This is a genomic window from Stenotrophomonas sp. PS02301, from assembly GCF_029959485.1.
Classification (GTDB): domain Bacteria; phylum Pseudomonadota; class Gammaproteobacteria; order Xanthomonadales; family Xanthomonadaceae; genus Stenotrophomonas; species Stenotrophomonas maltophilia_Z.
Window position 1 is genome coordinate 1 of sequence record NZ_JASCOO010000036.1, and the last position, 14,766, is coordinate 14,766.

The window sequence follows — 14,766 nt, forward strand, 5'->3', positions numbered from 1 at the left end:
CGGGCTAAAAGCCGGCCCAAAATCGCGTACCCGGGGCTGGCCGGGCCAAGCCGGCGGGGGGCCCCCCCCCCCCCCGTACGCATTGATCTCACGCCGCCCCCTGCACGGCCAGCGCCTGCCGGAACGAGGGCAGCTGCCGGCGGCTGCACGGCACCCGGCCGCCATCGTCCATGTGCAGCAGGGCCTCGCCCCCGTCCAGCGGCTCGATCGAGACCAGGTGCCGCACATTCACCAGCCAGCTGCGGTGGGCACGCACGAACAGCGCCGGATCCAATCGTTCTTCCAGCGCCGCCATGGTGCTGCGCAGCGGGTAGTCGTGCCCGCGCACCCGCAGGTTGACGTAGTTGCCGGCCGCCTGGGCGTACTCGATATCACCGGTGGCGACCAGGAAGTCGCGGCCCAGCTTGCGCACCAGAAACCGCTCCGGGCGCTCCACGGCGTCCACCGGGGGCGCATCATCCGGCGCCACCAGCAGGTGGGCCTCGCCCTGCCGGCGCCGCCCGAACCAGCTGAAGAAGTGCTCGATCGCCACGAAGGTGAAGAAGGCACGGACATCCTTGAGGTACTCGTACATCAAGCGTACCGGCCAGGTGGCATCGTCCTGGTAGTGGTAGCCGAGCGCGGCATAAGCGAGATGGCGCAGCCCCATCATCCCGGTGACATGCACCAGCGACCACGCCACGCTGGCCAGCAGGTACAGCGGCAGCCGTCGTTTCCAGGTATCGGCGTGCAGCGGCCAACGCTGGCAGCCCCACCACAGGACCGGCAGCGTCAGCAGGATCATCGTGACGCTGCTCAGCTCCCAGATCATCGGCTGCCACAGGCCCAGGTCTTCGCCACGGCGGCCCGCATCCATCACTTCCACCAGCGCATTGGCCACCGCCGTGGTCAACAGGATGACCGACCACACCAGCATCCGCGCACGCGGCCGCCACCGCGCGGCACGTCCGTTCGCCATTGAATCGTCCATTCGCAAAGGGTCGTCAGCCTGACTCATCAGGCCATGGTAGTGCGCCCCACCCGTCCCTTGGCGACCGCCATTCGTCACTTGCCCCCGGCGGCAGGCCCCTCCGCCATGGCGGACCGCGCGGCGACTGCGCACCGTGCAGTCTCCTTTCCTGCCTGCCCCGTCCATGCCACGCCGCCACGACATCGACGCCCTGCGCGTGCTCGCCTTCGCCCTGCTCATCCTCTATCACACCGCCATGGCCTACGTGGATGGCTGGGGCTTCCATCTCAAGAGCGAGTACACCGCCGAGTGGCTGCAGTGGCCGATGCTGCTGGTGAACCGCTGGCGGATGCCGTTGCTGTTCCTGCTCTCCGGTATCGCCATCGCCCTGATGCGGCCCGAGGCGCGCATCGCGCGCTTTGCCGTGCTGCGCACGTGGCGGTTGCTGCTGCCGCTGCTGTTCGGAATGTTCGTCGTGGTGCCGATCCAGCCCTACGCCGAGGCACTGACCAACGGACAGATCGAGCCCGGCTTCGGCGCCTTCCTGCTGCGCTACTGGCAGATGCCGGCCTGGCCGCAGGACACGTTTGCCGGCTGGCAACTGCGCATCACCTGGAACCACCTGTGGTACCTGGCCTACCTATGGGTCTACACACTGGTGCTGGCGCTGCTGATGCCGGTACTGGATACCCCTGCGGTGCGCCGCGCGGTGGAGCGCTATGCCCGGGCGCCGGCGCCGATGCTGATCGGATTGCCCTCGCTGCTCTCCTTCGGCTGGGTGGCCTGGCTCGATCCCCTGTTTCCCTCCACCAACCTGCTGTTCGGCGATTGGTACCAGCACGCCAAGTACGGCACGGTGTTCCTGGCCGGCTATCTGCTTGCCCGCGCCACCCCGTTCTGGGCACGCGTGGTCGAGCTGCGCCGGCTCACCCTGGGGGTGGCGGTCTTTGCGGCGTGCTGGTACTTCGGCATCCGCATCCTGGGGCGGGTGTTGCCGGCCGATTCCCTGTTGCGGCAGTGGCCGGACAGCATCTGGACGGTGCAGGTGATGGCCAGCCAGTCGCTGTACCTGTGGGCCGTGCTGCTGACCGTGCTCGGCTGGGCCAAGGTGTACCTGGATCGCCCATTCCGCTGGCTGCCGTACTGCACCGAGGCGGTGTATCCCTGGTACATCCTGCACCAGAGCCTGATCATCGCGCTCCTGTTCTGGCTCAAGCCGCTGCATCTTGGGCTGTGGTGGGAGCCGCTGCTGGTCGTGGCCGGGACGGTGGCGGGCTGCCTGCTGCTGCACGAAGGGCTGATCCGTCGCGTCGATTGGTTGCGCCCTCTTTTCGGACTGCGCCGGCAGCGGTTGCAGGGGCAGAGTCCCACCGCCGTTGGAGCAGCAGCGGGATCGCCGCGGGCCGGCTAGGCGGCTACTTCACCTCGAACTCCCCGACCAGCACCGTCTCCGCCCGGTCCTTCAACCGCAGCGTGACCTGCTGGTCGCGCTGGTCGCGGCTGCCCCACTTGGTGCTCAGGCGCAGCATCAACGTGGTGGCGCCGGTGACCAGCTGCTCGCGGCTGCCGAAGTAGTTCGCTTCGATCCTGTAAGTGCCGGGCTTGGCATCACGCAACGAAAACTGCTCCGGGCCATAGCCGCCGGTGAAGTCCTGCGACATCTGCCCGCCCTGGTAGGTCAGCCGGTTGCCGTAGTACGCGCGCTCGCCGTTGGGATCGGTGACCCACAGGTCCATGTCGCTGTTATCGCTGTCCCAGCTCAGCACCACGCGCAGGTCCAACGGCATCGCACGGCGCAGACGCGGGTCGACCGCGGAAGCATCCACACGCTCGCGCGCGATCAGCCGGGTCAGTTCGTCCAGCGCGATCAGCGAGATACCGTCGAACCGCCCATCCCACGGGCGCACCACCACTTCATACAGCGATGCCACCGCCGCCTGGTACTGCCCGGCCGCTTCGAGCGCCAGGCCGAGGTCACGGAAACTCTGCGGCTCCTCCTCGCCCATCGCCAGCACCTGGCGGAACACCGGCACGGCCAGTGCCGGCGCCTTGGCCTGCATCAGGCGATAACCGAGCACGCGCAGCACGTGGCGGTTTTCCAGCTGCATCTCAGCCAGGTTGGAGAGCACGCGCAGGGCCAGGTCACGCTGTCCGCTGGCCAGCAGCAGATCGGCCACGTCCAGATAGAACGCGCTGCTGCCAGCGTGCTGTTCGCGCTCCTGCAGATACAGCGGATACAGCTGCGCCGGCGTGGCATCGCGCAGGCGGCGTGCATAGGCCGAATCCGGTGCCCACGGCGCCAGCGTCAGGGTGATCTGGCCGCTGTTGGCCTTGGGTGCAGATTTAGCGCGGCGCTCGGTGGTTGCCTCTTCCTGATCGGCAACCGCCGACGCGGTCAGCTCGACACGGTCCAGCGCCATCGGCGCCGCAGGTGCCGGCGGTGGCGCGGCCATCGCCATGGCGACTGGCGCGGCGACGGATCGGGATTCCGGCTTGGGTCGCGGCGGCGCATCCTTGGGCCAGCGGGTATTCCACCACTGTTCGCGCTCGGCGAACTGGCGGGCGATGCCATCCAGGCGGCGCTTCCGCTCGCTTGCCACATCCGCCACCGTCAACGCATGGCGCTGGTCGTAGGCGGCGCGCAGCGGTGCCGGCGGCCGGATGCCGTAACGCAGGTAGTCGTCCAACGTTTCAAGAACCAGCAGCGACGTATCGGCCGTCACCATCCCGAACTGCTGCGACAACGCCTTGGACGCCTGCGCCCCGGCCGGGTCCGCCGCCAGTGCTGCCAACCGGGCATTCGCCCATGCGTGGGCGACCAGGCCGCCTTCCATCCCCCGTGCGTTCGCGACGCTGAGGGTGATCGGCTGCGGATCGCTGCCGCCACCGCGAAGAGACAGCAGCACCGTCGCATCGGGACGCAGCACGCGGCCGGTGACACGGATCCACCCCTGCGTGGCGCTGGCGGCATCCACGTTCACGTCCTCCACGCCACGTGCCACAACATCGGCCACGTCGACCGGCTGCTGGAGCAGCAGCGACATCACGCCCGGCACCTCTGCCTCACTGCTCACCTGCAGCAGCTGCCCGTGATGGGCGCCGGTCCAGGCGCGCAGGCGCGGGGTGTCGGTCTTCGCACCGGCGCTGCTCAGCGCATACAGGCGTTGATCGGGCGACAGGGTGGGCAAGGTCTGGCTGCCGTAGTTGGCCAGGCCATCGCTGACCAGCAGGTACTCGCCGATGGCGGGGTTCGGCGTCCAGTCACCCAGCGCACTGGCGCCATCGTTGGGCAGTGCCCGCAGGTACTCGCGCAGTGCTGACCAGTCGCCCTGGGTCACCGGGAACTGCTGCGGCGTTTCGCTGCGGTCACGCAGCACGGTCAGCTGGACCTGACCGGTGCCGAGGGCGTTGAAGTAGCGATCCAGCACCGCCAGTTCGGCCGCGCGGTCGCGTGACCCTGCCGAGCCCGACGCGTCCCAGAGCAGGCCGATGCGCCGAGGCAGAACGCGCGGCGCGGTGGACGTGCGAACCGGCACGCTGGCCAGCAGATAGCGCTGCCCCTCATGCAGCCCGGTGACCACGTCAGCGCTGCGGGCGAGCGGAAGGCTCCACTGCAGTTGTGCGGGCAGATCCGCACCGCGCCCTTGCCACTGCGCCACATAGGCGCCGGTCTTCAACGTGAACCCGAGCGGATTGACGCCCACGGCGACCGGCTGGCCCGTCCCGTTGGCCTCCAGCCGGACCTTCACCTGCTCCGCCTGCCGTGCGAAGAACACGGGCAATGACCACTGCAGGCCCTGCGGGACGGTCGGCAGGCTGTCGCGCAGCACCAGACGGACGCGACGCTCACCACGCGCCGGGATGGGATAGAGCCGCAGCCGGAACTGATTGCCGGCGGTCTGTTCCAGCAGCCCCGGATCAACCTGGCGGCGCTCGATCGCCTCGAACACCTGGCGGCCCTGCGCCTTGGGGACCGGCACCGCGTCGCGCAGCTCACCGTCGATATCCAGTGCGAACCCGGCCACCTGTTGGCCCGCGGCCAGCGGGAACGCCAGCTGCCCTTCCAGCACCCGCGCGTTGGGATTGTGGAAGGTCAACTCGATCGTGGTCTCACCCAGCCCCGCCATGACGCGGCTGTCGATACGGGCCTCGGTCAGCCGCACCGGCACCTCGGCGCCGGCGACCTGCAGGATCGGCGGGCGTGGCGGCGGGAAACGCCGCGCCTGTGCGTGGGCGCTGGGCAGCTGCCAGCACAGCAGCGCGAGCAGACCGATACTGCGCAGTGCGAGTCCCATGTGACGCTCCTGATCCGATGACACCTCATTGAACGCACGGCGCACGAGAACGGGGTTGAGCGGCGGCAATCGCCTGTTCCGGTCATGGACGCCTCATCCGTGCTGGGCCAAGATCGCCCTCCACGGATTGATGGACCAAGGATGCCGCATGCGCCTGTTGTTGACCGCCCCGCTGTTGATGGGGCTCACCCTGCCCGGTCACGCCGCCGCCCCCATCGAGGGCGTGACGTTCACCCACCACGACTGGACGCTGGCCTGCGACAACACCCGTACCTGCCGCGCCGCCGGTTATCAGGCCGACGACAATGGCGGCGACCCGGTCTCGATCCTGCTCACCCGCGCGGGCGGGCCGGACCAGCCGGTGCAGGCTGAACTGATGCTCGGCCAATACGACGACAACACCGCCACCCGGCGGCTCAGCCTGCAGATCAACGGCACCTCGCTGGGCCCGATGCAGTTTGATGCCGCCGAGGGCACCGCCACCTTTTCTGCGAAGCAGCTCGCTGCCCTGCTTACCTCGCTGACACGCAACAGCCGCATCGAGCTGATCGGCGACGATGGCGCGCGCTGGACGGTCTCTGATCAGGGCGCCTCGGCCGTGTTGTTGAAGATGGATGCGTTCCAGGGCCGCCTGGGCACGCCGGGCGCCCTGATGCGCAAAGGCACCCTCGCCGAATCCTCGGTGCCGCCGGCACTGCCGGTGCCGGTCGTGCGGCTGGGCAAGCCGGTGGCGACCCGCCCGGCGGACACCGCGCTGGCCGCATCGCCGGCGCTGCGTGCCGCCCTCGCAGCGGTGACGTCAGCCGACGATTGCGAAGCGCTGGGACCCAGCGGCAGCCTGTCACCCGGCGAGGAACCCGAAGCGCTGACGGTGCAGCGGCTCAGCGCCGACAAGCTGCTGGTGTCACTGAGCTGCTGGCGCGCCGCGTACAACACCGGTGATGGTTACTGGGTGGTCAACGACCGCGCGCCGTACCAGCCGCGGCTGGTCACCACGGCAGCCGTGGGTGATGACGTACGCACCATCCAGGAGGCGCACAAGGGCCGCGGGCTGGGCGATTGCTGGTACTCCACCACCTGGGGCTGGACCGGCACGCAGTTCGTCAGGACCGCCGACAGCAGCACCGGCTTGTGCCGCCTGGTCGCCGCCGGCGGCGCCTGGGAAATGCCGACACTGGTGACGCAGGTGCGCGAATAATCCGCACCCGCCCGGTTACGCGTCGGCGCAGTGCTCCACGATCAGTTGGATCGCGCCACCGCCGCGGTAGTCGTCGCTGACGAGGCGGTACGCGATATGGACGCGGTTGGCCGGCGCGTTGCCGCTCCAGCCGCTGAAGTGGATGGCGCTGACCGGCTCGGCCCGGCCCGGCACGCGCAGGCTCAGTTTCAGGTGCTTCTCTTTGAGCACCTGCCAGCGCGCCACCTGGAAGTGACCATCGAACAACGGCTCGGGGAAGCCCTGCCCCCACGGGCCGGCCAGGCGCAGCGCCTCGGCATGGGCGAAATCCAGCTCCTGCGGCAACAGCTCGCCGTCGGTGAGCAGCAGCTGCTGCAGCGAGAGCGGATCCAGCGTGCGCTCCACCACGTCCACGAAGGCCTGCTCGAACGCGGCCAGCTGCGCATGCGGCAGACTGAGGCCGGCAGCCATGGCGTGGCCACCGAACTTGTCGATCAGGCCCGGGTGCGCCGCGTTGACCAAGGCCAGCGCGTCACGGATATGGAAGCCGGGAATCGAGCGCGCCGAGCCCCGCAGCGAATCGCCGCCGGGCTCTGAAGGTGCGAACGCGATCACCGGCCGGTGCAGCCGATCCTTCATCTTGGACGCCACCAGCCCGACCACACCGGGGTGCCATTCGGCATCGAACAGGCAGGCCGCAACCGGGCGCACGCCCTCGGCGCTGAGCACTGCACGGGACACTGCCAGCTCCGCGTCGTCGGTCATCAGCTGTTGGACCGCACGGCGCTCGGTGTTGATCGACTCCAGCGTCATGGCGATCTCACGCGCGTGGGCGCGGTCTTCAGTGAGCAGCAGCTCGATGCCCAGTGCCATGTCTTCCAGCCGGCCAGCGGCGTTCAACCGTGGGCCGAGCGCGAAACCAATGTCACTGCCAGTGAGCCGCGAGGCGTCACGACCACTGGCCTCGATCAGCGCCTGCAGGCCGACGCAGCCCTTGCCGCTGCGCAGCCGGCGCAGGCCGGCCGAGACCAGGGCGCGGTTGTTGTCATCCAGCGCGACCAGATCGGCAACGGTGCCCACTGCGACCAGATCCAGCAGGGTCAGCAGGTCCGGCTCAGGTGCCGTGGCGTACGCGCCCTGCTCGCGCAGGTGGCGGCGCAGCGCCATCAACACGTAGAAGATGACCCCGACGCCGGCCAGTGCCTTGCTGGGGAACGCATCGCCGCTGATGTTGGGGTCGACGATGGCATCGGCCGGCGGCAGGTGCTCGCCCGGCAGATGGTGATCGGTGACCAGTACTTTCCAGCCCAGTGCCTTGGCCGCGTTGACGCCGGCATGGCAGGCGATGCCATGGTCGACCGTGACCAGCAGGCCCGGATTGAGCGGGGCCAGTTCGGCCACCAGCGATGGCGACAGCCCATAGCCATGCAGCATGCGGTTGGGCACCGCGTGCACCACATCGCGCGCGCCGAGCATGCGCAGGCCGCGCACCCCGACCGCACAGGCGGTGGCGCCATCGCAGTCGAAATCGCCGACGATCAGGATGCGTTCGTTGTGGGCGATCGCATCGGCCAGCAGCGTTACCGCGGCCTGCATGCTGCCCAGCAGATCCGGCGCATGCAGCTGGGCCAGCTTCGGCTGGGCCTGCGCGGCATCGGTCACCCCGCGCGCGGCGTACAAGCGCTGCAGCAACGGCAACATGGAGGACGGCCACTCGCTGACGGCGGCGGCAGGACGGCGCTGGATACGGGGTGCTTCAGACGGGGTCAAAACGGGCTCGATCGATGACATGCGCGAGCATGATACCGCCCCGCTACCGGCAGAGCCGACCGCTGGCCGGCTGTCCTTGGGCATGCACTCAGAGATCGTGCAACTGCACCGGCTTCTTCCAGAACCGCCAGCGCTGGCTCTTGTCGATCTCCACGCGGGCCCCGTCCTCGAAATCCAGCACCAGCCGTTTCAATTCCCCGCGTGCGATCGCCGCCAGCAACGGGCGGATCGCCTCATTGCCCAGCTGCTCCAGTGAGCGCAGCTGGCGCAGGTCCACCAGCGCATCCACGGTCTGCTCGCCATCGGCCTGCAGGCCCGCCGCCCTGGCCAGCGCCTGCAGCAGCGCATCGCGGCTGCGGACCTGGGCATGCGGGGTGGTCACGCGCTCAGGCAGCTCACCGCCACCCCAGAACCACAGCGAATTGATCGCGCGCTTGCCGTCGGCCACGCGCTGCTGGTTCCATTCATGCTGGTGCAACACCACCTGTGCCTCGGTCAACAAGGCGCGCCAGCGGCGGCCTGCATCGCCTTCGGGCAGATGGGCGAACAGATCATCGCCGAGCACTTCATCAGGCTCGGCGAATGCGGGCAGCGTGGTGCCCGGCGGCAGCCGCAGGTACCAGCGTGACGGCACCGGGGCATCCAGCACGAAGCCGAACCCGGCAAACAACGGCTGCAACGCCGGCAGCAGGTGCATGACATCGGCCAGATCCGGCCGCAGGGTATCCCCGTGCCCCATCAGGCGTGCGCCATGCATGTCCGGCACAACATTGGCCGGATCGGCCCGCAACCACACCGCCCCATCGGCATCGCCGCCATCCAGCTGGCGGGTCAGGGCGGCGGCGGACCACGCGTCCGGCTGCGTCTGGAAATGCCGACGCAGCTGGGCGCGTTCGCCCGCCTCGGCGCTGTGGCGCTGCGCACGCCCCAGCGCTTTGGCGACGTCATCGGGCAACGGCGCCGCCGGAAACCGGCTGCGCGCCGGCAGCAACAACGTCGCCGTGGCCATCGCCGTCAGTCCAGGTACTGGACGCTGACGATTTCGTACTCGCGCTGGCCGGCCGGTGCGTCGATGGTGACCGCATCGCCTTCCAGCTTGCCGATCAAGGCACGGGCCAGCGGCGAGGAGATCGCGATCAGGCCCAGCTTGATGTCCGCTTCCAGGTCGCCCACGATCTGGTAGCGCTTCTCTTCATCATTCTCCACGTCCGACAGCTCGACCGTGGCGCCGAACACCACCTTGCTGCCGGCGTTGAGCTTGGTGATGTCGATGATCTCGGCATGCGAAAGCTCACCTTCCAGCTGCTTGATGCGGCCTTCGATGAAGCCCTGCTCTTCGCGCGCGGCGTGGTACTCGGCGTTCTCTTTCAGATCGCCGTGTTCGCGTGCCTCGGCGATCGCCGCGATGACCTTCGGGCGCTTGACCGACTTCAGGTGGTCAAGCTCTTCGCGCAGACGCTGCGCGCCCTTCAGGGTGATCGGTGCTCTCATGCGTTCAACTCCTTGTGCAGTTCCTGCAGCGACCAGACGGGGCCGGTACCGCGGAATTCCAGTGATTGCACCAGCGCCATGGCGCCGGCGATGGTGGTCGAATAGGTCACGCGATGCTGCAGCGCTTCGCGACGGATCGAGAACGAGTCATTGATCGCCGCACGACCTTCGGTCGTGTTGACGATGTAAACGATCTCGCCGTTCTTGATCGAATCCACGATGTGCGGACGGCCTTCGACCACCTTGTTGACGATTTCGCAGGTCATGCCGTGCTCCTGCAGCCACGCGCCGGTGCCACGGGTCGCGACCAGGGTGTAGCCGCGCTCGACCAGTGCCTTGGCGACCGGCAGCACGCGCTTCTTGTCCGGATCACGGACCGAAACGAAGGCCTTGCCCAGCGGCGGCGCCTTGATGCCACCGGCTTCCTGCGCACGTGCGAAGGCGGCACTGAAGCTGCGGCCCACGCCCATCACCTCACCGGTGGAGCGCATCTCCGGCCCGAGGATCGGATCGACGCCCTGGAACTTGGCGAACGGGAAGATCGCTTCCTTGACCGAGTAGTAGCCTGGCACGATTTCCTTGGTCGCGCCCTGCTCGGCCAGCGTCTTGCCGGCCATGCAGCGCGCGGCGATCTTGGCCAGCGGCATGCCGGTGGCCTTGGAGACGAACGGCACGGTGCGCGAGGCACGCGGGTTCACTTCCAGCAGGTAGACGATGTCTTCGCCGTTCTCGCCGGTCTGGATCGCGAACTGGGTATTCATCAGGCCGACCACGTTCAGGGCCTTGGCCAGCTCGACCACCTGGCGACGCAGCTCGGCCTGGGTTTCAGCCGACAGCGAGTACGGCGGCAGCGAGCAGGACGAATCACCCGAATGCACGCCGGCTTCTTCGATGTGCTCCATCACGCCGCCGATCAGCACGTTGCCGTCCTTGTCGGCAATGATGTCCACGTCCACTTCCACGGCGTTGTCCAGGAAGCGGTCCAGCAGCACCGGCGAATCGTTGGAGACCTTCACCGCGTCGCGGACGTAGCGGGCCAGATCGGATTCACCGTAGACGATTTCCATCGCACGGCCGCCCAGCACGTAGCTCGGGCGCACCACCAGCGGGTAGCCGATCTCGCGGGCCAGCAGCAGGGCTTCCTGGTCGTTGCGGGCGATGCGGTTCGGCGGCTGCTTCAGGCCGAGCTTGTCGACCAGCTGCTGGAAGCGCTCGCGGTCTTCGGCCAGATCGATGGAGTCCGGCGAGGTGCCGATCACCGGCACGCCGTTGGCTTCCAGCGCGCGCGCCAGCTTCAGCGGGGTCTGGCCACCGTACTGCACGATCACGCCCTTCGGCTGTTCCAGCTCGACGATCTCCAGCACGTCTTCCAGCGTCAGCGGCTCGAAGTACAGGCGGTCGGAGGTGTCGTAATCGGTGGAGACGGTTTCCGGGTTGCAGTTGACCATGATGGTTTCATACCCATCCTCGCGCAGCGCCAGTGCCGCATGCACGCAGCAGTAGTCGAACTCGATGCCCTGGCCGATACGGTTCGGACCGCCGCCCAGGATCATGATCTTGTCGCGGTTGCTAGGCGCCGCTTCGCACTCGTCCTCGTAGGTCGAATACAGGTACGCGGTGCTGGTGGCGAACTCGGCGGCGCAGGAATCCACGCGCTTGTATACCGGGCGGACCTTGTGGGCACGACGCAGCGCGCGCACGGCCGCTTCGTTGGTGCCGGTCAGTTCGGCCAGGCGGGCATCGGAGAATCCGGCGCGCTTGAGCTTGCGCAGACGTGCAGCATCGAGTGCGTCGATGCCGTCGGCGGCCACCTCGGCTTCGGCCTGGATGATCTCTTCGATCTGGTCCAGGAACCACGGGTCGATGTGCGACAGCGCGAAGACCTCTTCCACGCTGAAACCGGCGCGGAACGCATCCCCCACGAAGAACAGGCGCTCCGGGCCCGGGGCCTTGAGCTCGCGCTTGATGGTGGTGATGTCGTCTTCGTTTGACAGGTCCAGACCGGTCGGGTCCAGGCCGATCTTGCCGGTTTCCAGGCCACGCAGGGCCTTCTGCAGCGACTCCTGGAAAGTGCGGCCCATCGCCATCACCTCGCCCACCGACTTCATCTGGGTGGTCAGGCGCGCATCGGCGGCCGGGAACTTCTCGAAGGCGAAGCGCGGAATCTTGGTGACGACGTAATCGATCGACGGTTCGAACGAGGCCGGGGTCAGACCACCGGTGATTTCGTTCTTCAATTCGTCCAGGGTGTAACCCACGGCCAGCTTGGCCGCGACCTTGGCGATCGGGAAGCCGGTGGCCTTGGAGGCCAGCGCCGAGGAACGCGATACGCGCGGGTTCATTTCGATCACGACCACGCGGCCGGTGGTCGGGCTGATGCCGAACTGCACGTTCGAACCGCCGGTATCCACGCCGATCTTGCGCAGCACGGCGATGGAGGCATCGCGCAGGCGCTGGTATTCCTTGTCGGTCAGGGTCTGGGCCGGGGCCACGGTGATCGAGTCACCGGTGTGCACGCCCATCGGGTCCAGGTTCTCGATCGAGCAGACGATGATGCAGTTGTCGGCGGTGTCGCGCACCACCTCCATCTCGAATTCCTTCCAGCCCAGCACCGATTCTTCCACCAGCACTTCGGTGGTCGGCGACAGTTCCAGGCCGCGGGTCACGATATCCACCAGCTCTTCGCGGTTGTAGGCGATGCCGCCGCCGCTGCCGCCCAGGGTGAAGCTGGGGCGGATGATGGTCGGGTAGCCGACGCGGGTCTGGATGTCGATCGCTTCTTCCAGCGTGTGCGCCACCGCAGCGGACGGGCACTCCAGGCCGATCTCACCCATGGCCACGCGGAACAGCTCGCGGTCTTCGGCCATGCGGATCGCGTCGCGCTTGGCGCCGATCAGTTCAACGTTGTACTTCTCCAGCACGCCGTTGTCGGCCAGATCCAGTGCGCAGTTCAGCGCGGTCTGGCCGCCCATGGTCGGCAGCAGCGCGTCGGGCTTTTCCTTGGCGATGATCTTCTCGACCGTCTGCCAGTTGATCGGCTCGATGTAGACGGCGTCAGCCATCTCTGGGTCGGTCATGATGGTGGCCGGATTGCTGTTGACCAGCACCACGCGGTAACCCTCGTCGCGCAGTGCCTTGCAGGCCTGCGCGCCAGAGTAGTCGAACTCACAGGCCTGGCCGATGACGATCGGGCCGGCACCGATGATGAGGATGGTTTTAAGGTCAGTGCGCTTGGGCATTGTCTTCTCTAAGTCTGGACAGCGAGGCAGATGGGGGTGATCGCACGCTGTCGATCAGGAAATATCGTCGGGGTTCAGCGCGATCCGGCACTGGTCCTGCAGTCCTTTCGCCAGCTGCACGCCGATGTCGTCGGGCAGCTCCGATTCGGTGTCGAACGTGGCGATGAAGCGGGTGTAGGCCGGGCTGGCCAGGAACGCGGTCACCTCGGCGCGGTCCTTCTCGCTCAGGTTCACGTTGGCCTTTTCCGCCATCGTCGCGGGATTGGCACCGGCGAAGGCCGAGGACAGGCTCTTGCCGCCGGGCGTCCCCAGGAAGCGCGACCACTCGGCGATCACCTGGTCGCCGTCGTTGCCGAGGCCGGTGATCACCGAGTGACGGAACTGCGCATCGAGCAGATTCTGGATCGGCGCATGCGCGCACTGGCGATCGGTCTCGGGCAGGGCCTTGAGCGCCGGCACGTTGTCGATCATCAGCTTGGCCATGTCGGTGCCCAGCGTGCCCATGCTCAACTTCTGCATGACCGCCTGCACCTGCGTATCGGACGCCGGTGCGGCCTGGGCCACACCGGTCAGGCACACCAGCGACAGCAGCAGCGCGGGGCTGCGCATCACGCCTTGGCCTCGGCCATCATCGTCACGAACCGGTCGAACAGCGGACCGACATCGTGCGGGCCCGGCGAGGCTTCCGGGTGGCCCTGGAACGAGAACGCCGGCACGTCGGTGCGGGCCATGCCCTGGTTGGTGCCGTCGAACAACGAGCGGTGGGTCACGCGCAGGGTCGCCGGCAGCGAGGCTTCATCCACCGCGAAGCCATGGTTCTGCGACGTGATCATCACGCGGCCGCCGTCCAGATCCTGGACCGGGTGGTTGGCGCCGTGGTGGCCGTGGCCCATCTTGACCGTCTTCGCGCCGGAGGCCAGCGCCAGCAGCTGGTGACCCAGGCAGATGCCGAAGGTCGGCACCTTCTTCTCCAGGAAGGTCTTGATCGCGGCGATCGCGTAATCGCACGGCTCCGGATCGCCCGGGCCGTTGGACAGGAACACGCCGTCCGGATTCATCGCCAGCACCTCGGCAGCCGGGGTCTGCGCCGGCACCACGGTCAGCTCGCAGCCGCGCTCGGCCAGCATGCGCAGGATGTTGAGCTTGGCGCCGAAGTCATAGGCCACCACCTTGAAACGCGGTGCGGCGTTGACGAAGGCATTGCTGTCCAGATCCAGCTGGCCCTCGGTCCAGGTGTAACGCTTGTCGGTGCTGACCACCTTGGCCAGATCCATGCCCTTCAGGCCCGGGAACTTGCGCGCCGCTTCCAGCGCCGTTTCCACGCTCAGGCCTTCGCCGGCCATCAGCGCACCGTTCTGGGCGCCGCGCTCGCGCAGGATGCGCGTCAGCTTGCGGGTATCGATGCCGGAGATGGCGACCACGCCGCGCTGGATCAGCCAATCCTGCAGCGACACCTGGCTGCGCCAGTTGCTCGGGCGGCGCGGGACATCGCGCACGATCAGGCCGGCCGACCACACCTTGGCCGCTTCATCGTCCTGGTCGGTCATGCCGGTGTTGCCGATATGCGGGTAGGTCAGCGTGACCATCTGCCGGGCGTAGGAAGGATCGGTCAACACTTCCTGATAGCCGGTCATGGCGGTGTTGAACACCACCTCACCAACGGACAGGCCGGGCGCGCCTACGGATTCGCCCTCGAATACGGTGCCGTCTTCGAGGACGAGGATTGCGGCTTGGGTCACGGAAATCTCACTTTGGCTACCGAGGGGTCGCCGAAGTCACGCCTGCGCTTCACGAAAAAGCGGCTGCAAAAAAGCGCGGACTGCGGTTCTGGACCGGTCCGGCTGT

Annotated in this window: 10 protein-coding genes; 2 read left to right on the forward strand and 8 right to left on the reverse strand. The window is 67.7% G+C overall.

Going from position 1 to position 14,766, the window contains the following annotated elements; translation table 11 throughout:
* Nucleotides 1–88: 88 nt before the first annotated feature.
* Nucleotides 89–958 carry a LytTR family DNA-binding domain-containing protein gene (locus QMX81_RS10760; RefSeq protein ID WP_121036695.1) on the reverse strand — a complete coding sequence of 290 codons (870 nt, stop codon included), beginning with the start codon at nt 956–958 and terminating at the stop codon, nt 89–91.
* A gap of 175 nt (nt 959–1,133) precedes the next feature.
* Here QMX81_RS10760 and QMX81_RS10765 point away from each other — a divergent pair, with 175 nt between their 5' ends.
* Complete coding sequence (locus QMX81_RS10765; protein ID WP_121036694.1) at nt 1,134–2,360, forward strand: acyltransferase; 1,227 nt, start codon at nt 1,134–1,136, stop codon at nt 2,358–2,360.
* Between the two features lie 4 nt (nt 2,361–2,364).
* Here the strand turns inward: QMX81_RS10765 and QMX81_RS10770 are convergent, their stop codons facing one another.
* On the reverse strand, nt 2,365–5,244 hold the full coding sequence (locus tag QMX81_RS10770; protein WP_282261331.1) for a VIT domain-containing protein: 2,880 nt from the start codon (nt 5,242–5,244) through the stop codon (nt 2,365–2,367).
* Nucleotides 5,245–5,392: 148 nt separating this feature from the next.
* On the opposite strand from QMX81_RS10770, the gene QMX81_RS10775 reads away from it, so the two are divergent.
* On the forward strand, nt 5,393–6,442 hold the full coding sequence (locus tag QMX81_RS10775) for a DUF1176 domain-containing protein (RefSeq protein WP_282261333.1): 1,050 nt from the start codon (nt 5,393–5,395) through the stop codon (nt 6,440–6,442).
* Nucleotides 6,443–6,457: 15 nt separating this feature from the next.
* Here QMX81_RS10775 and recJ read toward each other — a convergent pair whose 3' ends face one another.
* The 6 genes from recJ to carA all read right to left on the reverse strand — a co-directional run bounded on the left by recJ (nt 6,458) and on the right by carA (nt 14,660).
* The gene (gene recJ, locus QMX81_RS10780) at nt 6,458–8,212 is read right to left on the reverse strand and encodes a single-stranded-DNA-specific exonuclease RecJ (protein WP_282261335.1); all 1,755 of its coding nucleotides are present in this window, start codon (nt 8,210–8,212) and stop codon (nt 6,458–6,460) included.
* A 67-nt stretch (nt 8,213–8,279) separates the two neighbouring features.
* The gene (locus QMX81_RS10785) at nt 8,280–9,200 is read right to left on the reverse strand and encodes a phosphoglycerate mutase (protein WP_282261337.1); all 921 of its coding nucleotides are present in this window, start codon (nt 9,198–9,200) and stop codon (nt 8,280–8,282) included.
* 5 nt (nt 9,201–9,205) lie between these two features.
* The gene (gene greA / locus QMX81_RS10790) at nt 9,206–9,670 is read right to left on the reverse strand and encodes a transcription elongation factor GreA (RefSeq protein WP_183073734.1); all 465 of its coding nucleotides are present in this window, start codon (nt 9,668–9,670) and stop codon (nt 9,206–9,208) included.
* A gap of 8 nt (nt 9,671–9,678) precedes the next feature.
* Nucleotides 9,679–12,921: a carbamoyl-phosphate synthase large subunit gene (carB, locus tag QMX81_RS10795; RefSeq protein ID WP_152150723.1), complete on the reverse strand. Its 3,243-nt coding sequence runs from the start codon at nt 12,919–12,921 to the stop codon at nt 9,679–9,681.
* A gap of 54 nt (nt 12,922–12,975) precedes the next feature.
* Nucleotides 12,976–13,533, reverse strand: a complete 558-nt coding sequence (locus QMX81_RS10800; RefSeq protein WP_183073616.1) for a hypothetical protein — start codon at nt 13,531–13,533, stop codon at nt 12,976–12,978.
* Complete coding sequence (carA, locus tag QMX81_RS10805; RefSeq protein WP_282261342.1) at nt 13,530–14,660, reverse strand: glutamine-hydrolyzing carbamoyl-phosphate synthase small subunit; 1,131 nt, start codon at nt 14,658–14,660, stop codon at nt 13,530–13,532. The genes QMX81_RS10800 and carA overlap by 4 nt, the downstream gene beginning before the upstream one ends.
* Nucleotides 14,661–14,766: the final 106 nt, after the last annotated feature.

Coding starts and splice junctions, on each gene's coding strand:
- QMX81_RS10775 (WP_282261333.1), top strand. CDS start 5,393: ATGCGCCTGTTGTTGACCGCCCCGCTGTTGATGGGGCTCACCCTGCCC.
- recJ (WP_282261335.1), bottom strand. CDS start 8,212: ATGTCATCGATCGAGCCCGTTTTGACCCCGTCTGAAGCACCCCGTATC.
- QMX81_RS10760 (WP_121036695.1), bottom strand. CDS start 958: ATGGCGAACGGACGTGCCGCGCGGTGGCGGCCGCGTGCGCGGATGCTG.
- QMX81_RS10765 (WP_121036694.1), top strand. CDS start 1,134: ATGCCACGCCGCCACGACATCGACGCCCTGCGCGTGCTCGCCTTCGCC.
- QMX81_RS10770 (WP_282261331.1), bottom strand. CDS start 5,244: ATGGGACTCGCACTGCGCAGTATCGGTCTGCTCGCGCTGCTGTGCTGG.
- carB (WP_152150723.1), bottom strand. CDS start 12,921: ATGCCCAAGCGCACTGACCTTAAAACCATCCTCATCATCGGTGCCGGC.
- QMX81_RS10785 (WP_282261337.1), bottom strand. CDS start 9,200: ATGGCCACGGCGACGTTGTTGCTGCCGGCGCGCAGCCGGTTTCCGGCG.